Below are 19,609 nucleotides of genomic sequence, written 5' to 3' on the forward strand. Positions count from 1 at the left end.
CTTCCCCAAGCTCTCAACTCCGTTCGAGCAGGGGAGACCCCACCCGCCGCTCCAGCACCACCAGAAACGAGAATCACCCCATGAGCCCCATGAGTCCCACCGGGCTTCGCATCAAGTCCCCCGAACAGCTCGTCGCCGAATCGGGCGCGGACCTCGAAGGCCACGGCCTCAAGCGCACCATGGGGCTCTTCCAGCTCGTGTGCTTCGGCGTCGGCGCCATCGTCGGCACCGGAATCTTCGTCGGCCTCTCCGACTCGGTCGCCGAGGCGGGCCCCGCCGTCGCGGTCTCCTATGTCCTCGCCGCCGTGACCTGCATCTTCACCGCGTTCTCGTTCGCGGAGCTGGGCGGCGCGATCCCGGTCTCGGGCAGCTCGTACTCCTTCGCGTACGCCTCACTGGGCGAGCGCACCGCGTTCCTGGTGGGCTGGTGCCTGCTCCTGGAGTACGGCGTCTCCGTCTCCGCGGTGGCGGTGGGCTGGAGCCAGTACCTCAACGAGCTCCTGAACAGCCTCACCGGCTGGGAGCTGCCGACCGCGCTGTCCGCGGGACCCGGTGAGGGCGGTGTCGTGAACCTGCCCGCCGTGGTCGTCATCCTGCTCGCCGCCGTGCTCCTGGTGCGCGGCATCCGGGAGAGCGCGGGGGCCACGGCCGCCATGGCCGTGCTGAAGATCGGCATCCTGCTGCTCTTCCTCGCGATCGCCTTCTCGGCGTTCAAGGACGGCAACCTCACGCCCTTCGCGGGCGCCGGGGTCTCCGGCATCACCGCGGGCGCCTCGCTCGCCTTCTTCTCCTTCATCGGCTTCGACGCGGTCACCACGGCGGGCGAGGAGGTCAGGAACCCGCGGCGCAACATCCCGCTCGCGATCATGATCTGCATCGGGGTGGTGACGCTGCTGTACGTCGCCGTGGCGCTCGCCGCGATCGGCGCGATCGGCTCGGACGCGGTCGCCGACAAGCCCGCCGCGCTCTCCCTCATCGTCAACCAGGTCACCGACTCGACCGTCGGCGGCGGCATCATCGCCTTCGGCGCGGTCGTCGCCATCGCGTCCGTCGTGCTCGCCGTGATGTACGGCCAGACCCGCATCCTGATGTCGATGTCCCGGGACGGTCTGATGCCGCGCGTCTTCGAGCGCGTCTCCCCGAGGACGGCCACGCCCGTCGCCAACACCTGGATCGTCGCGGCGGTCGTCGCGGTCCCGGCAGCCTTCTCCTCGCTCGACGTGGTGGTCAATCTGACCACGATCGGCACTCTCGCGATCATGGTCGTGGTGAACATCGCGGTGATCGCCCTGCGGCGCACCGACCCCGACCTCAAGCGCACCTTCCGGGTGCCGCTCTACCCGCTGAGCCCCGTCCTCGGCGTCGGCTTCTGCCTCTATCTGATCTGGGGCACGGGCTGGTCGACGTGGCTGCAGTTCGCGGTGTTCGTCGCGGTGGGCGCCGTGGTCTACGCGCTCTACGGCCGAGGCCACTCGCGGCTCGGCAGGGGCGAGGCGCCGGTCAGTGCGGGAGCGTCCCCGGGAGCGTGAACCAGACGGCCTTGCCGGACTCGGTGGGCCGGTGACCGCAGGACGAGCTCAGGGTGCGGATCAGGAGCAGCCCGCGCCCGTGCTCCTGCCAGGGGTCCGGCGCGTCGTCCGCCGAGGGGTCGGTCAGATCGCCGGGCGGCAGCGGGTTGGAGTCGTGGACCTCGACCTGGCAGCCGGTCGGCAGCAGCTCGATCACCAGCTCTATGGGGGCGCAGCCCTCGGTGTGCTCGACGGCGTTGGCGACCAGCTCGGCGGTGAGCAGCTCCGCGGTGTCGGTGTCGGCCGTCGACTCGATGTCGGTGAGCGCCGTACGGACCAGGGCGCGGGCGACCGGCACGGCTGCCGTGGTGTGCGGCAGCGCGATGCGCCAGGAGGCGGGAGAGGAAGGTTCGGGCAAGGCGGGTCCGTTCAGGGCAGCAGGCGGTCCTGCTTTCAACCGTACGAATCTTAAGCGCTATGTCGACAGGGGCGACGGTCGGGCATTTCCGGGACGTCCGGCCCTGCCGTGCTCCATGTGACAAGACGCGTAAACCGGAAATTTCGTTCCCGTTCATGATGCGCGTTCCGATCCGGCGGCCCCAGGGCCGCTGCCATCTATCGCGTACTCGTGACGGCAGTCACGAATGAGTGATAACTTCAAGAGGTAGCGAACTCCAGCCCCCAGGCCGAGGAGGCCGCACCACATGAGTCCCTTCACCGGCTCCGCGCCCCGCACCCCCGACTGGCGGCATCTGCGCCTCGCCGTCGAGGACGGCGTCGCCACGGTCACGCTCGCCCGCCCCGACAAGCTCAACGCGCTCACCTTCGGCGCCTACGCGGACCTGCGCGACCTGCTCGCCGAACTCTCCCGCGACAAGTCCGTACGCGCCCTGGTGCTCGGCGGCGAGGGGCGCGGCTTCTGCTCCGGCGGCGACGTCGACGAGATCATCGGTGCGACGCTCGCCATGGACACCGCCCAGCTCCTCGACTTCAACCGCATGACGGGACAGGTCGTCAGGGCCATCCGCGAATGCCCGTTCCCGGTGATCGCCGCCGTGCACGGTGTCGCCGCGGGCGCGGGCGCCGTCCTCGCGCTCGCCGCCGACTTCCGCATCGCCGACCCCTCGGCGCGGTTCGCCTTCCTCTTCACCCGCGTCGGCCTCTCCGGCGGCGACATGGGCGCCGCCTACCTGCTGCCCCGTGTCGTCGGCCTCGGCCACGCCACCCGGCTGCTGATGCTCGGCGAGCCCGTCCGCGCCCCCGAGGCCGAACGGATCGGCCTGCTCAGCGAGTTGACAGAGGAGGGAAAGGCCGCCGAGGCCGCGGCCGCCCTGGCCCGCAGGCTCGCCGACGGACCCGCCCTCGCCTACGCCCAGACCAAGGCGCTGCTCACCGCCGAACTCGACATGCCGCTCGCCGCCTCCGTCGAACTGGACGCGGCAACCCAGGCCCTCCTCATGAACGGCGAGGACTACGCCGAGTTCCACGCATCCTTCACCGAGAAGCGCCCGCCGAAGTGGCAGGGCCGATGAGTCCGGGGGGAGGCGCCCCGTCAGGGGCGCGGGGCGTGACATTGCGCGGCTCCGCCGCGGGGGCGCGACCAGCCCCGTCGGGGGCGCGGGGCGTGACATTGTGCGGCTCCGCCGCGGGGGCGCGACCAGCCCCGTCAGGGGCGCGGGGAACTGCGCGACCAGCCACAGGCGGCCCGCAGAAGACGCACGAGCCCTCCAGCGGAACGCTGATGTCCGCCACACCCGCCGGGGCACCCGGCGGCACCCCGACGCCCACGCCGCCCGAGGCACACCGCATCGCCGTCATAGGCGGCGGCCCCGGCGGCCTCTACGCCGCCGCCCTGCTCAAGCGGCTCGCCCCGGCACGCGAGATCACCGTCTGGGAGCGCAACGCACCCGACGACACCTTCGGCTTCGGCGTCGTCCTCTCCGACGAGACGCTCGGCGGCATCGAGCACGCCGACCCGGTCGTGTACGCCGCGCTGCGGGACGAGTTCGTGCGCTGGGACGACATCGACATCGTGCACCGGGGCATCCGGCACACCTCCGGCGGCCACGGCTTCGCGGCGCTCGGCAGGCGCAGGCTCCTGGAGATCCTGCACGCGCGCTGCCACGACCTCGGCGTCGAACTCCGCTTCCGCACCGAGGCACCGGACGCCGCCACGCTCGCCACGGAGTACGACCTGGTCGTCGCGGCCGACGGCGTGCACAGCGGCACCCGCGAGGCGCACGCCGAAGCCTTCGGCCCGGACATCACGACGCACCGCTGCCGCTACATCTGGCTGGCCGCCGACTTCGCCTTCGACGCGTTCCGCTTCGAGATCGCCGAGACCGAGCACGGCGTCATGCAGCTGCACGGCTATCCGTTCTCGGCGCACGAGTCCACCGTCATCGTCGAGATGCGCGAGGAGGTCTGGCGCGCGGCGGGCTTCGAGGGGCTCGACGAGGACGAGTCGACCGAGCGCTGCGTCAAGATCTTCGCCGACGCGCTCGGCGGCCGCCCCCTGCGCGGCAACAAGTCCGCCTGGATCAACTTCCGCACGGTCGTCAACTCCCGCTGGTCCCACGGCAACACGGTCCTCATCGGCGACGCCGCGCACACCGCCCACTTCTCCATCGGCTCCGGCACCAAGCTCGCCGTCGAGGACGCCCTCGCGCTCGCCGCCTGCCTCCAGGAGCAGCCCGACATCCCGAGCGCGCTCACCGCGTACGAGGCGGAGCGCCGCCCCGTCGTCGCCTCCACACAGCGCGCGGCCCGCGCCAGCCTGGAGTGGTTCGAGCGCCTCCCCGACTACCTCGGCCAGCCGCCGCGGCAGTTCGCGTTCAACCTCCTGACCCGCAGCCGCCGGGTCACGCACGACAACCTCCGCCTGCGCGACGCCGGCTTCACCCGCTCCGTGGAACGCGACTTCGGCTGCCCGGACGGCACGCCGCCCATGTTCACGCCCTTCACGCTCCGCGAACTGACCCTGCGCAACCGCGTGGTCGTCTCCCCGATGGACATGTACTCCGCGGTGGACGGCGTCCCCGGCGACTTCCACCTCGTCCACCTGGGCGCCAGGGCGCTCGGCGGCGCGGGCCTCGTCATGACCGAGATGGTCTGCGTCAGCGAGCACGGCCGCATCACACCGGGCTGCGCCGGGCTCTACACCGAAGGGCAGGCCGATGCCTGGCGGCGGATCACCGGCTTCGCGCACGCCCAGGCGCCCGGCACGGCGATCGGCGTACAGCTGGGCCACTCGGGCCGCAAGGGCTCCACGAGGCTGATGTGGGAGGGCATCGACGAGCCGCTGCCCGACGGCAACTGGCCGCTGGTGGCCGCCTCACCGCTCCCGTACCGCCCCGACAGCCAGATCCCGCACGAACTCTCCCGCGCGGGCCTCGCCGAGATCCGCGAACAGTTCGTCGCGGCCGCCCGGCGCGCCGACCGCGCCGACTTCGACCTCCTCGAACTGCACTGCGCCCACGGCTACTTGCTCTCCGGCTTCCTCTCCCCGCTGACCAACCACCGCACCGACGCGTACGGCGGCCCGCTGGAGAACCGGCTCCGCTTCCCCCTCGAAGTCTTCGACGCGGTACGGGAGGTGTGGCCGCGCGGCAAACCCATGACGGTCCGCGTCTCCGCCACGGACTGGGCGGACGGTGGCACCACGGCCGACGACGCCGTCGCGATCGCCCGCGCGTTCGCGGCCCACGGCGCCGACGCGCTCGACGTCTCCACCGGGCAGGTGGTCTCCGACGAACGCCCCGCGTACGGCCGCTCCTACCAGACCCCGTACGCCGACCGCATCCGCAACGAAACGGGCCTCCCGGTGATCACGGTCGGCGCGATCTCCTCCTGGGACGACGTCAACTCCCTGATCCTCGCGGGCCGCGCCGACCTGTGCGCCCTGGCACGCCCCCACCTCTACGACCCGCACTGGACGCTGCACGCGGCGGCCGAGCAGGGGTACGCGGGCCCGGGGGTGAGCTGGCCCGTCCAGTACGGCGCGGGCAGCAGACGCCCGCAGACCGGCCGCACGGACGCGCCGAAGCAGCGCCTGACGCTGGGGAGTTGAGAGGTCAGGGCGTCACGAACGCGGCGCCCGCCTCCCGCAGCCACCCGTCGAGCGCCGCGAAGACCTCCGCGGAGCGCGCCCCCGGCCAGTCATCGGGGAGCAACTCGGCGGGCAGTCCCGGGTCCGCGTACGGGAGTTGGCGCCAGGAGTCCAGGGCGAGCAGATAGTCCCGGTACGCCTCGACCGGCGGCGGGGGAGTGCCGCGGCGGGCCTCCCAGGAGCGCAGGACCGGCTCGTGGCGGTCCAGGAACGCCTCGTGCTGCTTGGCGAGCGAGGAGAGGTCCCACCAGCGGGCCACCGCGTCGGCCGTCGCGGCGTAGCCCAGGTGCTCGCCGCGGAACAGGTCCACGTACGGGGCGAGTTGGAGGCGCTCCAGGGTGTGCCTCGTCTCCTCGTACAGGTGCGCGGGGGCGATCCACACGCCGGGGGCCGCCGTACCGAAGCCGAGGCCCGCGAGGCGGGAGCGCAGCACGTGCCGCTTGTGGCGTTCCGCCTCGGGGACGGAGAAGACGGCGAGGACCCAGCCGCCCTCGCGGCGGGCGTCGGGAGACGCGCCGTAGATGCGGCGGTCGCCGTCCTCCAGGAGCTGGCGGGCGTCCGGCGAGAGGGCGTAGCCCGCCGCGCCCGACTCCGTGCGGGCGGGCACGAGGAGCCCCCTGCGCTTGAGCCGGGACACCGACGAGCGCACCGACGGCGCGTCGACGCCGACCGGCGCGAGGAGGCGCACAAGCTCGGCGACCGGCACCGGGCCCGGTGCCGTGCGGCCGTAGGCGCCGTAGAAGGTGACGATCAGGGATCGTGGAGTGTGCTGCTCGGACACGTGATCACTCTACGGGCCCGGCCGCCCGCAGCCTGAACCTCTGCAGTTTCCCCGTCGGCGTACGCGGCAGCGCGTCCAGGAAGACGATCTCGCGCGGGCACTTGTAGGGCACGAGCTCCGACTTCACGAAGTCGCGCAGCCGGTCCGCGTCCTGGGCGGCGCCCGCGCGCGCCACGACGTACGCCACCACGATCTGTCCGCGCAGCTCGTCGGGCCGGCCCACGACCGCCGCCTCCGTGACGTCCGGGTGGCGCAGCAGGGCCTCCTCGACCTCGGGGCCCGCGATGTTGTACCCGGCGGAAATGATCATGTCGTCCGCGCGCGCGACATAGCGGAAGTAGCCGTCGGCGTCGCGGACATAGGTGTCCCCTGTGACGTTCCAGCCGTGCCGTACGTACACCTGCTGCCGCTCGTCGGCGAGATAGCGGCAGCCGACCGGGCCGCGCACGGCGAGCAGTCCCGGTTCGCCGTCGGGCACCGGCGCCCCGGACTCGTCCACCACGCGCGCGTGCCACCCCGGTACGGGGCGTCCCGTCGTGCCGGGCCGGATCGCGTCGTCCGCGGCGGAGATGAAGATGTGCAGCAGCTCCGTCGCGCCGATGCCGTTGATGATGCGGTGCCCGGTGCGCCGGTGCCACGCCTGCCAGGTGCCCGCGGGGAGGTTCTCGCCCGCCGACACGCAGCGGCGCAGCGAGGAGACGTCGTGGGCGTCGATGTGGTCGAGCATCGTGCGGTACGCGGTCGGCGCGGTGAACAGGACCGTCACGCCGTGCCGGGCGATCGCGGGCAACAGCTGCTTGGGGCCCGCCTGTTCGAGCAGCAGTGAGGAGGCGCCGAAGCGCAGCGGGAAGACGACGAGGCCGCCGAGCCCGAAGGTGAAGCCGAGCGGGGGACTGCCCGTGAAGACGTCGTCGGGGCCCGGCTTGAGGATGTGCCGGGCGAAGGTGTCGGCGATCGCGAGCACATCGCGGTGGAAGTGCATGCAGCCCTTGGGGCGGCCCGTGGTGCCGGAGGTGAACGCGATCAGCGCGACGTCGTCGGCCGCCGTGTCCACCGGTTCGTAGTACGCGGGCTGCCGGGCGGCGCGCACGACGAGGTCGTCGGGGCCTTCCCCGTCGTACGTCGTGATGCTCAGGCCCGGGATCCCGGCCTTGATCAGATCGTCGACCGCCCTGATGTCGCACAGCGCGTGCCGCACCTCGGCGATCTCGCACATCGTGGCCAGCTCCTGCGCGCGCTGCTGGGCCAGGACGGTCACGGCGACCGCGCCCGCCTTCATCACCGCGAGCCAGCAGGCGGCGAGCCGGGGCGTGCTGGGCCCGCGCAGCAGGACGCGCTGTCCGGGCAGTACGCCGAGCTCGGAGGTCAGGACGTGCGCGATCTGGTCGACGTGGTTCTGCAGCCGCCCGTACGTCCAGGTCTCGCCGGACGGCGCGTGGAACGCGGGGCGCCCGGCGCCGAACCGCTCCACCGTGCGGTCCAGGAGCTCGGCGCCGCAGTTCAGACGGTCGGGGTAGTGGAGTTCGGGCCGGTCGTGGACGAGGGCGGGCCACTGTTCGCGCGGCGGGAGATGGTCCCGGGCGAAGGTGTCGACGTGGCCGGATGGTGTCAGCCCTGGGATGCCGATGGATGCCATGGCGGGGGTGCCCCCTTGCCTGCCGGTCGGGCGCTGTGGTGGGCTCGCTCCACGAGCGTATCGTGATGGTGACGACAGTCAACGGTGCGCGATAAAGGAGGGGCCTGGGATGACGGCATTCTCGCTCAATCCTCATCAAACCGCCCGATGTGCGGAACTGCGTACGCTCGCCGTCGAACGCCTGCGCCCGCTCGCGGAGAAGGGCGATCCCGGCCATGTGAACCGCCCCCTCGTGGCGGCCCTCGGCGAACTGAGGCTCCTCGACGGCCTGTTCACCTCCGGCGCCCTCGACCTCTGCCTGATGCGCGAATCCCTCGCCTACGCCTGCACGGAGGCCGAGACCGCCCTGGCGCTCCAGGGCCTCGGCGCCCATCCGGTGCACGCCCACGGCACGCCGACGCAGCGCGAACGCTGGCTGCCGCAGGTCCGTTCGGGGCAGGCCGTCGCCGCCTTCGCGCTCTCCGAACCCGGCGCGGGCTCCGACGCGGCGGCCCTCGCCCTCGACGCGGCCCGGGACGGCTCCGGCGGATGGCGCCTGACCGGCGAGAAGTGCTGGATCTCGAACGCCCCCGAAGCCGACTTCTACACCGTCTTCGCCCGTACGACCCCGGGCGCGGCTGCCCGCGGCGTCACCGCGTTCCTGGTCCCCGCCGACCGCGCGGGCCTGACCGGCACCCCCCTCGACATGCTCTCCCCGCACCCGATCGGCGCGCTCGCCTTCGACGCGGTGCGGGTCGGCCCCGACGACGTGCTCGGCGAGGTCGACCGCGGCTTCCGGGTCGCCATGACGACCCTCAACCGGTTCCGGCCGAGCGTCGGCGCGTTCGCGGTCGGCATGGCACAGGCGGCGCTGGACGCGGCGCTGGCTCATACGGCTGAACGGGATGCGTTCGGCGGCAAGTTGAAGGATCTGCAGGCCGTGGGCCATCAGGTCGCGGAGATGTCCGTGCGGACGGAGGCGGCACGTCTGATGGTGTACGCGGCGGCTTCCGCGTACGACGCGGGGGCGCCGGGGATCGCACGGCGTGCGGCGATGGCGAAGCTCCTTGCCACGGAGACGGCGCAGTATGTGGTCGATGCGGCCGTTCAGTTGCACGGGGCTTGTGCGTTGCGGCGCGGGCATCTTCTTGAGCACCTGTATCGGGAGGTGCGGGCGCCCCGGATCTATGAGGGGGCGAGTGAGGTGCAGAGGTCCATCATCGCGAAGGAGCTTTATGGGTGAGTGATGTGCCGTGCGGGCCCGTTGTGGCTGAGCGCGCCCACGCGGCGGAGCCGCATGTGTCACAGCCCCGCGCCCCTTCGGGGCGCCACCCAGTCCGTCCTTGACCGAGGAGCTGTAGACCGATGACCCTGCACCGCGTCAATCCCCCCGAACTCTCCCCGCCCACCGGCTTCTCGCACGCCGTCACCGCCACCGGATCCCAGCTCGTCTTCCTCGCCGGGCAGACCGCTCTCGACGGCGCGGGCAAGGTCACGGGGGTGACCCTGCCCGAGCAGTTCGAGGTGGCGTTGGCCAATCTGCTGACCGCGTTGCGGCACGCGGGCGGTACCCCCGCCGACCTCGCCCGCGTCACCGTCTACGCGACGGACGTCGCCGACTACCGCGAGTGCGCCCCCGAACTGGGCCGCATCTGGCGGAGGTTGGCGGGCCGCGACTACCCCGCGATGGCGGTGATCGGCGCGGTCCGCCTGTGGGACGAGCAGGCGTTGGTGGAACTGGACGGGGTGGCGGTGCTGAGTACTGGCAGCCCGTCCGGCGCTGGGGAGCAATAGCCCGTCCGGCGTTTGAGGACGAGGCCGTTCAGGCCGATACGGGGGCCCGGGGGCGGCGCCCCGAACCCCCGGCTCCACTCAGATGTCCCGGAACGTCTCGATCTGCGCCCCGACGGAGTTCAACCGCTCCGCGAGATCCTCGTACCCACGATTGATCACGTAGACATTGCGGAGCACCGACGTGCCCTCCGCCGCCATCATCGCGAGCAGCACCACCACGGCGGGCCGCAGCGCGGGCGGGCACATCATTTCGGCGGCGCGCCAGCGGGTCGGGCCCTCGACGAGGACCCGGTGCGGGTCGAGGAGTTGCAGACGCCCGCCCAGGCGGTTGAGGTCCGTGAGGTAGATCGCGCGGTTGTCGTAGACCCAGTCGTGGATGAGGGTCTTGCCCTGCGCCGCCGCCGCGATGGCCGCGAAGAAGGGGACGTTGTCGATGTTGAGGCCGGGGAACGGCATCGGGTGGATCTTGTCGATGGGCGCCTCCAGCTTGGAGGGCCGCACCGTGAGGTCGATGAGGCGGGTCCGGCCGTTGTCGGCGGGGTATTCCGCGCTGCGGTCGTGGTCGAGGCCCATCTCCTCCAGGACCGCCAGCTCGATCTCCAGGAACTCGATCGGCACCCGGCGCACGGTGAGTTCGGACTCGGTGACGACGGCGGCGGCGAGCAGGCTCATCGCCTCGACCGGGTCCTCGGAGGGGGAGTAGTCGACGTCGACGTCGATGGTGGGGACGCCGTGCACGGTGAGGGTCGTGGTGCCGATGCCCTCGACCTTGACGCCGAGCGCCTCCAGGAAGAAGCACAGGTCCTGGACCATGTAGTTCGACGAGGCGTTGCGGATGACCGTGGTGCCCGCGCTGCGGGCCGCGGCGAGCAGGGCGTTCTCGGTGACGGTGTCCCCGCGCTCGGTGAGGACGATGGGGCGGTCGGGGGAGACGTCCCGCGCGACCTCGGCGTGATACAGACCCTCGGTCGCCGCGATGTCCAGGCCGAACCGGCGCAGCGCGATCATGTGCGGCTCGATCGTGCGGGTGCCGAGGTCGCAGCCGCCCGCGTAGGGCAGCTTGAAACGGTCCATGCGGTGCAGGAGCGGGCCGAGGAACATGATGATCGAGCGGGTGCGGCGCGCGGCCTCCGCGTCGATGGCGTCCATGTCGAGCTTGGCGGGCGGCACGATCTCCAGGTCGACGCCGTCGTTGATCCAACGGGTGCGCACGCCGATGGAGTTGAGCACTTCGAGGAGGCGGTAGACCTCCTCGATACGGGCGACGCGGCGCAGCACCGTGCGGCCCTTGTTCAGCAGGGACGCACAGAGCAGCGCCACGCACGCGTTCTTGCTCGTCTTCACGTCGATGGCGCCGGAGAGTCGGCGACCGCCGACGACTCGCAGATGCATGGGGCCCGCGTACCCGAGCGAGACGATTTCACTGTCGAGAGCCTCGCCGATCCGGGCGATCATCTCAAGGCTGATGTTCTGGTTGCCGCGCTCGATGCGGTTCACGGCGCTCTGGCTGGTGCTGAGCGCCTCGGCGAGCTGCGTCTGTGTCCAGCCCCGGTGCTGCCGGGCGTCACGGATGAGCTTGCCGATGCGTACGAGGTAGTCGTCTGCCATGTGTCGCAGGTTATCTCAGATATGAGATGACGCACGCGCTGGGGTAGGCCATATGAGGATCGGCCGTCCGGGGGCCTTCCCCCGCACGGGAGTTCAGCCGCAGCCGCACGAGGCGTGCCGGCCGCCGTGCACCGACGCGTAGGCCGTGGGCCGGGGCCCCGCCGCCGCCCGCGTCACTCGGGCGGCGGCCGCGCGACCTGCCGACGACTCGGCGTCGTGCACCACTGTGCCTCCGACGAGCGTGAGACGCACGTCGACCGAACTGATATCAGCCACCGGACACCGCGTCACATCGCGGTCGAGCAGCACAAGGTCGGCTGCTTTCCCTCTCTCGACGGTCCCGGTGACGTGCTCCATGCGAAGTTGACGCGCGGTGCCCGAGGTGTGCATGAGCAGGGAAGACGTACGGCTGAGGGCTTCCTCGGCGCGGTACAGGTCGCCCTCGCCGTCGAAGCCCTCGCGGTCGATCGCGGTCCGCACCTGATTCCAGACCTGCAGCGGGTCGACCGGCCAGTCCGAGCCACCCGAGAGCGCCGCGCGCCGCTTCTGGAGGCTGCGGGCCGGGTACTGCCACCGGTGCCGTTCGGCGCCGATGTAGGGCAGCAGGGCGTCCATGGTCCAGGTGTTCCGTGAGGCCCACTGGAGCTGCATGCAGGCGACGACGCCGAGCTCGGCGAAGCGGGAGAGGTCGGCGGGGTCGACGAGTTGGAGGTGGGCCGTGGTGTTGCGGAGATCACGGCGGCCCGTCCTGCGCAGGGCGTACGCGTATCCGTCGAGTGAGGTGCGGACGGCGCGGTCGCCGATGGCGTGCGCGTGCATCTGCCAGCCCTCGGCGTTGAAGGCGGCGCTCAGCCGTCCGTAGTCGGCGGCCGACACATACAGGTCGCCGCGGTTGTCGGTGGGCCTGCCCTCCTTGTCGAGGTAGGGCTTCAGGAGCGCTGCGGTCTGCGCCGGGTACTCGATGACGCCGTCGAGGAACACCTTGACCGTGCCGAAGCGCAGTTTGCGTACGTCCTTGAACTCCGCCCTGAGCTTCTTCGCGTACGCGAGGGCGGCGGCCGGGTCCTTGGTCTGGTCGGTGTCGATGCGCAGGGCGGGCACGAAGCGCTGGAGGAGGCGGTCCGACGCGGCGAGCCGCCGGTACAGCTCCAGTTCGCCCTGCCCCACCACGGCCTCCATGAACGTGGTGATCCCGGACGCGGCGGCCTCGGCGAGGATCTTCGCGGCGGCGTCCGTCAGCTGCGTCTCGTCGGGCTCGGGGACGTGCCGCATGACGAGCGGCTGTGCGTCGTCCTTGAGCACTCCGGTCGGCTTGCCGTCCGCACCCTTGACGATCTTGCCGCCGACCGGGTCGGGGGTCGACGCGGTGATCTTCGCGATGTCCAGGGCACGCTGATTGGCCCACAGGTTGTGGCCGTCGCCGCCGCTCAGGACGATCGGGCGGCGGGTCGGCAGTGCGTCGAGCATGGAGTGGTGCGGGACCGTGCCGTGCGGCAGCAGGCCGACCGGGTTCCAGTCCTCGACCACCAGCCAGCCGTCGGGCTCCTGGTCGGCGGAGTCCTTGAGGAACTCGGTGAGCGTCTTCTGCAGATCCTCGACGGTCTGCTCGGCGCCCCCGAGCGACGGCCGCAGCGAACGGCCCGCGGCGCCCATCGGGTGGGCGTGCCCGTCGTGGATGCCGCTCATCACGGTGCCGCCGCGGGCGTCCACGACGTCGGTGTCCCGTCCGATGTACCGGCGCAGGGCGGCGTCCGTGCCGACGGCGAGGATCCGCCCGTCCCGGCCGACGGCCACGGCCTCGGCCCGCGCGGGGTGCGAAGTGCCGGTGAAGACACGGGCGTTGTGCACGACGAGCGCGGCGGACCTGCGGGGCGATGCGGCGACGGCGGGTCCCGCTGCGGCGACGAGCCCGGCGGCTCCCGCGGCGGCGAGGACGGCGCGCCGGGAGGGCGCGGAGACGTACGGCAGAGACATGACCACACTCCAACGGGACGGGTAGCAGCGTCGGGTGGGCGGGTGGGAAAGATCGCCGCGAAGCGGCGGCACGGAAGGACCCCACGGCCCGCAGCAGACCTTCGACGAGTAATCCGTTAACCAGAACCCACCCCCGACGACGGATTCCGTACGATGAGCCGCGTGTCAGCCCCGACGCTCGCCGACATAGCCCGCGCGGCGGAGGTCTCCACCGCGACGGTCTCGCACGCCCTGAACGGCACGGGACGGATCGGCGAGGCCACCCGCCGCAGGGTCCGCGAGACGGCGACACGGCTCGGCTACGGCATCCCGGGGCCACCGCGCAGCCGCACCCTGGGCATCGCCGTCACCACCTTCCCCGGCGCCTGGAACTACACGGAGATCGCCTACTTCTCGCGCGCCGTCACCGCGGCCACCTCGGCCGCCCACGCGCGCGGCTACGCCGTCACCACGCTCCCCGCCGACCGCGCCGCGGACGACTCCTGGCACAGCCTCGCCGTCGACGGCATGCTGATCGTGGACAGCCCGCGCGGCGACCGGATGGCCCGTGCCCTGCGCGCCCGCGGCATCCCGCTCGTCTTCGACGGCGTGCCCGGCGACCCGCGCCCCGGCGACCACTGGGTCGACAACGACCACGAAGCGACCACCCGCGAGGTCCTCGACCACCTCGTGGCGTCCGGCGCCCGCCGCGTCGCCCTGCAGTCGGGCAGCGGCGGCGAGCACTACGCGCGCGCGGTGACGGCGGCGTACGGACAGTGGTGCGCGGAGCGCGGCGCGGACCCGCTGGTCGTGCCGTTCGACGCGGCGGACGCCCAAGGCCGCTCTTTCGACGCCCTGTTGACCGGCGGGGACCGCGCCGACGCCGTCTACGCCGCGTACGATCCGGGCGGCCGCCAGCTCCTCGCGGCCGCGGCACGGCTCGGTCTGCGCGTCCCCGCCGACCTGCGCGTGGTCTGCGCGAGCGAGGATCCCGGGTACGCGCGGACCTCGCCGCCCGTGAGCACGGTCACCCTCGACCCGGAGCGGACCGCGCGCGCCGCCGTGGCGGTCCTCGTCGACCTGGTCGAGGGCGGCGGCGACGCGTCACCGGGACCGGTCGTCGTCCCGGCCGCCCTCCTCGTCCGCGCCTCGTCCGGCGCTCAGCCCGCCGCCGGATAGTCGGCGTACCCCTTCGCCCCGCCCTGGTAGTACGTGGCGGGGTCGCCCGCCGCCAGCTCGCGCTCCAGGGCGAACCGGCCGACCAGGTCGGGGTTGGCGACGAAGTGCGTGCCGAAGGAGACGGCGTCGGCGAAGCCCGCGCCGACGAGGGCGTTCGCGGAGTCCCTGGCGAAGCCGTTGTTGGCGATCAGCGGCCCTTCGAACCGGCGCCGGTAGCGCGCGAACGCCGCGAAGCCGGGGGTCTCGCCAGGGCCCGCGAGGTCGGGGCCGCGCAGGTGGAGGTAGGCGAGCGGCCGGTCGTTCAGGACCGTCACGAGCTCGTCGAAGTCGGCGAGCACCTCCTCGTCGACGACGAACCGTTCGGTCGCCGTCATGTACGGCGCGAGGCGCACGCCCACCCGCCGCCCGTCCCACTCGGCGGTGACCGCGTCGACGACGTCGAGCAGCAGGCGCCGCCGCCGCGCGCGGTCACCGCCGTAGGCGTCGTCGCGGTGGTTCAGGCGCGGGTTGAGGAACTGGGCGAACAGGAACGCGCCGAGCGCGCCGATCTCCACCCCGTCGAACCCGGCGCGCCGCGCGTTGGCCGCCGCCGCACGGAACTCGGCGACGGTCGCCCCGATGTCGTCGACGGTCATCGCGCGCGGCGTCAGCGTCTCCTTGAACCCGTCGGGCGTGAACGTCCTCGCGCGCGGGTCGACCGCCGAGGGCCCCGCGGGCAGCGCACCGCCGAGGTGGTCGGGGTGCGAGGCGGCGCCGGTGTGCCAGAGCTGCTGCACGATGCGGCCGCCGAGGGCGTGCACGACGTCGGTGACCCGGCGCCACCCGGCGACCTGTTCCTCGCTGTGGACGCCGGGTACGTTGACGAACCCGACGGCCCGTTCGCTCACCCAGGTCCCCTCGGTGACGATGAGCCCGGCGGAGGCCCGCTGCCCGTAGTAGGCGGCGTGCAGCTCGGTCGGTACGAGGCCGGGGTTGTCGGCGCGGGCCCGGGTGAGCGGGGCCATCACCACCCGGTTGGGCAGCCGGATGTCGCCCAGGGCGGTGCCGTGCAGCAGGGGCTGGCCGAGGGCGGTGGTCAGGGTGGCGGTCATGACGGTTCTCCTTCGTCGCGTTACTGTCGCGGCGGCTCTGCCGCGGGGGATGTGAAGGTGACGGCGTACGACGGGGAAAGGTGACCGATGGACGGGCAAGAGGCGCTGGCGGACCGTTTCGAGGCGCACCGCGGCCATCTGCGGGGCGTCGCCTACCGCATGCTCGGCTCGCTCAGCGACGCCGACGACGCCGTCCAGGAGACCTGGCTGCGGCTCAGCCGCAGCGACGCGGCCGGGATCGAGAACCTCACCGGCTGGCTCCGCACCGTCGTCTCCCGCATCTGCCTGGACATGCTGCGCTCCGCCGCGGCCCGCCACGAGGAACCCGTCGACGGTCAACTCCCCGACAAGGCAAGGGAATTCGGCGACGGAGCGGACCCGGAGGAGGAAGTGCTCCTCGCCGACTCGGTGGGCCGCGCGCTGCTCGTGGTCCTCGACACGCTGGGCCCCGCCGAACGGGTGGCCTTCGTCCTCCACGACCTCTTCGCCGTGCCGTTCGACCAGATCGCACCCGTGGTGGAGCGCACCACGGTCACCACGAAGAAGCTCGCGAGCCGCGCCCGCCACAAGGTCCGCGGCACCTCACCGCTCGCGGCCCCGGTCCTCGCGGAGCACCGGCAGGTCGTGGAGACCTTCCTCGCGGCCGCCCGCAGCGGCGACCTGGCGGCGCTGCTCACGGTCCTCGCCCCCGACGTCGTCCGCACGGCCGACCTCTCCGCGCTGCCGACGGGCCGCGCGGCGGTGATCCGGGGTGCACGGGCCGTGGCCGACGAGACGGTCCTCCTCAAGCGCAACGCCCGCTTCGCGGAGCCCGCGCTCATCGACGGCACGGTGGGCCTGGTCGTGGCCCCGCGCGGACGCCTCCTGGGCGTGCTCGTCATCCAGGTCGAGGACGGGCGGGTCGCCTCGTACGAGGTCGTAGCCGATCCCGCGCGGCTGCGGGCGCTTGATGTGGCCGTGCTCGACGAGGTACCCGGCATGCCCGGAGGAGGGCATGCCGGACTGTGAGAGGGCGCACCTCGTCGTCACGCCGGGGCATGTACTAGTGTTATCTCGACATCGAGATATCTGCCGAGGCGCACCAGAAGCCGCCACTCGGTAAGGGTTACCTAACTAAGCCTTACCTTAGCGGATCGACGAGGAGTCGTGGCGGCAGGATGTGACGGAACGCGCACATATATGAAGGAGACTGTCGTGTCGGCGAACAGCTTCGACGCCCGCAGCACGCTGCGCGTGGGCGACGAGTCGTACGAGATCTTCAAGCTGGACAAGGTCGAGGGCTCCGCACGCCTTCCCTACAGCCTGAAGGTGCTGCTGGAGAACCTGCTCCGTACCGAGGACGGCGCGAACATCACCGCCGACCACATCCGTGCCCTCGGCAACTGGGACTCGCAGGCCCAGCCCTCGCAGGAGATCCAGTTCACGCCGGCCCGCGTGATCATGCAGGACTTCACCGGCGTGCCCTGCGTCGTGGACCTCGCCACCATGCGTGAGGCCGTCAAGGAGCTCGGCGGCGACCCGGCGAAGATCAACCCGCTGGCCCCGGCCGAGCTGGTCATCGACCACTCCGTCATCGCCGACAAGTTCGGCACCGCCGACGCCTTCGGCCAGAACGTCGAGCTGGAGTACGGCCGCAACAAGGAGCGCTACCAGTTCCTGCGCTGGGGCCAGACCGCCTTCGACGAGTTCAAGGTCGTCCCCCCGGGCACCGGCATCGTCCACCAGGTCAACATCGAGCACCTGGCCCGCACGGTCATGGTCCGGGGCGGCCAGGCCTACCCCGACACCCTCGTCGGCACCGACTCGCACACCACGATGGTCAACGGCCTGGGCGTCCTGGGCTGGGGCGTCGGCGGCATCGAGGCCGAGGCCGCGATGCTCGGCCAGCCGGTCTCGATGCTCATCCCGCGCGTCGTCGGCTTCAAGCTGACCGGCGAGCTGAAGCCGGGCACCACCGCCACGGACCTCGTGCTCACGATCACCGAGATGCTGCGCAAGCACGGCGTCGTCGGCAAGTTCGTCGAGTTCTACGGCGAGGGTGTGGCGGCCACGAGCCTCGCCAACCGCGCCACCATCGGCAACATGTCGCCCGAGTTCGGTTCGACGGCCGCGATCTTCCCGATCGACGGCGAGACGCTGAACTACCTCAAGCTCACCGGCCGCTCCGAGCAGCAGGTCGCGCTCGTCGAGGCGTACGCCAAGGAGCAGGGCCTCTGGCTGGACCCGGCCGCCGAGCCGGACTTCTCGGAGAAGCTGGAGCTCGACCTCTCGACGGTCGTCCCGTCGATCGCGGGTCCGAAGCGTCCGCAGGACCGCATCGTCCTCGCCAACGCCGCCCAGCAGTTCGCGCTCGACGTGCGCAACTACGTCGACACCGCGGACGAGGCGGGCGAGGAGTCCTTCCCGGCCTCCGACGCCCCGGCCGCCAGCAACGGCGTGCCGTCGAACCCGACCACGGTCACGGCCCCCGACGGCTCGACGTACGAGATCGACCACGGTGCGGTGACGGTCGCGGCCATCACCTCCTGCACCAACACCTCGAACCCGTACGTGATGGTCGCCGCCGCGCTCGTCGCGAAGAAGGCCGTCGAGAAGGGCCTGACCCGCAAGCCGTGGGTCAAGACCACCCTCGCCCCGGGCTCGAAGGTCGTCACCGACTACTTCGACAAGGCGGGCCTGACCCCGTACCTCGACAAGGTCGGCTTCAACCTCGTCGGCTACGGCTGCACCACCTGCATCGGCAACTCGGGCCCGCTGCCCGAGGAGGTCTCGAAGGCCGTCAACGACCACGACCTGGCCGTGACGTCCGTCCTCTCCGGCAACCGGAACTTCGAGGGCCGCATCAACCCCGACGTCAAGATGAACTACCTGGCGTCCCCGCCGCTGGTCGTCGCGTACGCCATCGCGGGTTCGATGAAGGTCGACATCACGACCGAGGCGCTCGGCGCCGACCAGGACGGCAACCCGGTCTTCCTGAAGGACATCTGGCCCTCCGAGGCCGAGGTCAACGACGTCGTGGCGAACGCCATCGGCGAGGACATGTTCAACAAGTCCTACCAGGACGTCTTCGCGGGCGACGCCCAGTGGCAGGCGCTGCCGATCCCGACCGGCAACACCTTCGAGTGGGACAGCGAGTCGACCTACGTCCGCAAGCCCCCGTACTTCGAGGGCATGGCGCACGAGCCGGCTCCGGTCGAGGACATCACGGGCGCCCGTGTCCTGGCCAAGCTGGGCGACTCGGTCACCACCGACCACATCTCCCCGGCCGGTGCGATCAAGGCCGACACCCCGGCCGGCAAGTACCTCACGGAGCACGGCGTCGAGCGCCGTGACTTCAACTCCTACGGCTCGCGCCGTGGCAACCACGAGGTCATGATCCGCGGCACGTTCGCCAACATCCGCCTGCGCAACCAGCTCGCGCCGGGCACCGAGGGCGGCTTCACCCGCGACTTCACGCAGGCTGCGACTGCTGACGCGGCTCCGGTCTCGTTCATCTACGACGCCTCGCGCAACTACATCGAGCAGGGCACCCCGCTCGTCATCCTGGGCGGCAAGGAGTACGGCTCCGGCTCGTCCCGCGACTGGGCCGCCAAGGGCACCGCGCTCCTCGGCGTCAAGGCCGTCATCACCGAGTCGTACGAGCGCATCCACCGCTCGAACCTCATCGGCATGGGCGTCCTGCCGCTCCAGTTCCCGGAGGGTCAGTCGGCCGACTCCCTCGGCCTGACCGGCGAGGAGACCTTCTCCTTCTCCGGCGTGACCGAGCTGAACAACGGCACGACCCCCCGCACGGTGAAGGTCACCACCGACACCGGTGTGGAGTTCGACGCGGTCGTCCGCATCGACACCCCCGGTGAGGCGGACTACTACCGCAACGGCGGCATCATGCAGTACGTGCTGCGCAGCCTGATCCGCAAGTAAGCGGTCAGGGAAGGCAGTCGAGGGCCGTGCCCCCGGTCGATGACCGGGGGC

Annotated in this window: 14 protein-coding genes; 8 read left to right on the forward strand and 6 right to left on the reverse strand. The window is 71.7% G+C overall.

Going from position 1 to position 19,609, the window contains the following annotated elements; translation table 11 throughout:
- The first annotated feature begins 80 nt into the window (after positions 1 to 80).
- Positions 81 to 1,529 (forward strand): amino acid permease, encoded by a 1,449-nt coding sequence (locus ACFWZ2_RS17460; RefSeq protein ID WP_384546461.1) that lies wholly within the window; start codon positions 81 to 83, stop codon positions 1,527 to 1,529.
- Here the strand turns inward: ACFWZ2_RS17460 and ACFWZ2_RS17465 are convergent.
- On the reverse strand, positions 1,501 to 1,941 hold the full coding sequence (locus ACFWZ2_RS17465) for an ATP-binding protein (protein WP_384546493.1): 441 nt from the start codon (positions 1,939 to 1,941) through the stop codon (positions 1,501 to 1,503). The two genes, ACFWZ2_RS17460 and ACFWZ2_RS17465, sit on opposite strands and share 29 nt — an antisense overlap.
- 271 nt (positions 1,942 to 2,212) lie before the next feature.
- Here ACFWZ2_RS17465 and ACFWZ2_RS17470 point away from each other — a divergent pair, with 271 nt between their 5' ends.
- Positions 2,213 to 3,040 (forward strand): enoyl-CoA hydratase family protein, encoded by an 828-nt coding sequence (locus ACFWZ2_RS17470; protein WP_384546463.1) that lies wholly within the window; start codon positions 2,213 to 2,215, stop codon positions 3,038 to 3,040.
- A 209-nt stretch (positions 3,041 to 3,249) separates the two neighbouring features.
- Positions 3,250 to 5,577, forward strand: a complete 2,328-nt coding sequence (locus tag ACFWZ2_RS17475; protein WP_384546465.1) for a bifunctional salicylyl-CoA 5-hydroxylase/oxidoreductase — start codon at positions 3,250 to 3,252, stop codon at positions 5,575 to 5,577.
- A 4-nt stretch (positions 5,578 to 5,581) separates the two neighbouring features.
- Here the strand turns inward: ACFWZ2_RS17475 and ACFWZ2_RS17480 are convergent, their stop codons facing one another.
- Entirely contained in the window at positions 5,582 to 6,397 is an 816-nt protein-coding gene (locus ACFWZ2_RS17480; RefSeq protein ID WP_384546467.1) for a PaaX family transcriptional regulator C-terminal domain-containing protein, read from the reverse strand.
- Between the two features lie 4 nt (positions 6,398 to 6,401).
- Entirely contained in the window at positions 6,402 to 8,033 is a 1,632-nt protein-coding gene (locus tag ACFWZ2_RS17485; protein ID WP_384546469.1) for an AMP-binding protein, read from the reverse strand.
- 109 nt (positions 8,034 to 8,142) lie between these two features.
- Between ACFWZ2_RS17485 and ACFWZ2_RS17490 the strand changes: the two genes are divergently transcribed.
- Entirely contained in the window at positions 8,143 to 9,255 is a 1,113-nt protein-coding gene (locus tag ACFWZ2_RS17490; RefSeq protein ID WP_384546471.1) for an acyl-CoA dehydrogenase family protein, read from the forward strand.
- Positions 9,256 to 9,377: 122 nt separating this feature from the next.
- Positions 9,378 to 9,806 carry a RidA family protein gene (locus tag ACFWZ2_RS17495; protein ID WP_384546473.1) on the forward strand — a complete coding sequence of 143 codons (429 nt, stop codon included), beginning with the start codon at positions 9,378 to 9,380 and terminating at the stop codon, positions 9,804 to 9,806.
- A 78-nt stretch (positions 9,807 to 9,884) separates the two neighbouring features.
- On the opposite strand, the gene ACFWZ2_RS17500 is transcribed toward ACFWZ2_RS17495, so the two are convergent.
- Positions 9,885 to 11,414 carry a helix-turn-helix domain-containing protein gene (locus ACFWZ2_RS17500; protein ID WP_384546474.1) on the reverse strand — a complete coding sequence of 510 codons (1,530 nt, stop codon included), beginning with the start codon at positions 11,412 to 11,414 and terminating at the stop codon, positions 9,885 to 9,887.
- A gap of 93 nt (positions 11,415 to 11,507) precedes the next feature.
- Positions 11,508 to 13,388 (reverse strand): amidohydrolase, encoded by a 1,881-nt coding sequence (locus tag ACFWZ2_RS17505; protein WP_384546476.1) that lies wholly within the window; start codon positions 13,386 to 13,388, stop codon positions 11,508 to 11,510.
- 153 nt (positions 13,389 to 13,541) lie between these two features.
- Here ACFWZ2_RS17505 and ACFWZ2_RS17510 point away from each other — a divergent pair, with 153 nt between their 5' ends.
- Positions 13,542 to 14,546 carry a LacI family DNA-binding transcriptional regulator gene (locus tag ACFWZ2_RS17510; protein ID WP_384546477.1) on the forward strand — a complete coding sequence of 335 codons (1,005 nt, stop codon included), beginning with the start codon at positions 13,542 to 13,544 and terminating at the stop codon, positions 14,544 to 14,546.
- On the opposite strand, the gene ACFWZ2_RS17515 is transcribed toward ACFWZ2_RS17510, so the two are convergent.
- Complete coding sequence (locus tag ACFWZ2_RS17515; RefSeq protein WP_384546479.1) at positions 14,528 to 15,637, reverse strand: alkene reductase; 1,110 nt, start codon at positions 15,635 to 15,637, stop codon at positions 14,528 to 14,530. The genes ACFWZ2_RS17510 and ACFWZ2_RS17515 overlap by 19 nt on opposite strands.
- 87 nt (positions 15,638 to 15,724) lie before the next feature.
- On the opposite strand from ACFWZ2_RS17515, the gene ACFWZ2_RS17520 reads away from it, so the two are divergent.
- Both ACFWZ2_RS17520 and acnA read left to right on the forward strand, forming a co-directional pair.
- Positions 15,725 to 16,645 carry a sigma-70 family RNA polymerase sigma factor gene (locus ACFWZ2_RS17520; protein ID WP_384546481.1) on the forward strand — a complete coding sequence of 307 codons (921 nt, stop codon included), beginning with the start codon at positions 15,725 to 15,727 and terminating at the stop codon, positions 16,643 to 16,645.
- Positions 16,646 to 16,831: 186 nt separating this feature from the next.
- Positions 16,832 to 19,558 carry an aconitate hydratase AcnA gene (gene acnA / locus ACFWZ2_RS17525; protein WP_384546483.1) on the forward strand — a complete coding sequence of 909 codons (2,727 nt, stop codon included), beginning with the start codon at positions 16,832 to 16,834 and terminating at the stop codon, positions 19,556 to 19,558.
- Positions 19,559 to 19,609 lie beyond the last annotated feature (51 nt).

Origin of the sequence: Streptomyces sp. NPDC059002, assembly GCF_042740435.1 — a bacterium.
GTDB lineage: Bacteria > Actinomycetota > Actinomycetes > Streptomycetales > Streptomycetaceae > Streptomyces.

Excerpts from the sequence above, each read along its gene's own strand:
- ACFWZ2_RS17460 (WP_384546461.1), top strand. The coding sequence starts at position 81 with ATGAGCCCCATGAGTCCCACCGGGCTTCGCATCAAGTCCCCCGAACAG.
- ACFWZ2_RS17470 (WP_384546463.1), top strand. The coding sequence starts at position 2,213 with ATGAGTCCCTTCACCGGCTCCGCGCCCCGCACCCCCGACTGGCGGCAT.
- ACFWZ2_RS17475 (WP_384546465.1), top strand. The coding sequence starts at position 3,250 with ATGTCCGCCACACCCGCCGGGGCACCCGGCGGCACCCCGACGCCCACG.
- ACFWZ2_RS17485 (WP_384546469.1), bottom strand. The coding sequence starts at position 8,033 with ATGGCATCCATCGGCATCCCAGGGCTGACACCATCCGGCCACGTCGAC.
- ACFWZ2_RS17490 (WP_384546471.1), top strand. The coding sequence starts at position 8,143 with ATGACGGCATTCTCGCTCAATCCTCATCAAACCGCCCGATGTGCGGAA.
- ACFWZ2_RS17495 (WP_384546473.1), top strand. The coding sequence starts at position 9,378 with ATGACCCTGCACCGCGTCAATCCCCCCGAACTCTCCCCGCCCACCGGC.
- ACFWZ2_RS17500 (WP_384546474.1), bottom strand. The coding sequence starts at position 11,414 with ATGGCAGACGACTACCTCGTACGCATCGGCAAGCTCATCCGTGACGCC.
- ACFWZ2_RS17505 (WP_384546476.1), bottom strand. The coding sequence starts at position 13,388 with ATGTCTCTGCCGTACGTCTCCGCGCCCTCCCGGCGCGCCGTCCTCGCC.
- ACFWZ2_RS17510 (WP_384546477.1), top strand. The coding sequence starts at position 13,542 with ATGAGCCGCGTGTCAGCCCCGACGCTCGCCGACATAGCCCGCGCGGCG.
- ACFWZ2_RS17515 (WP_384546479.1), bottom strand. The coding sequence starts at position 15,637 with ATGACCGCCACCCTGACCACCGCCCTCGGCCAGCCCCTGCTGCACGGC.
- ACFWZ2_RS17520 (WP_384546481.1), top strand. The coding sequence starts at position 15,725 with ATGGACGGGCAAGAGGCGCTGGCGGACCGTTTCGAGGCGCACCGCGGC.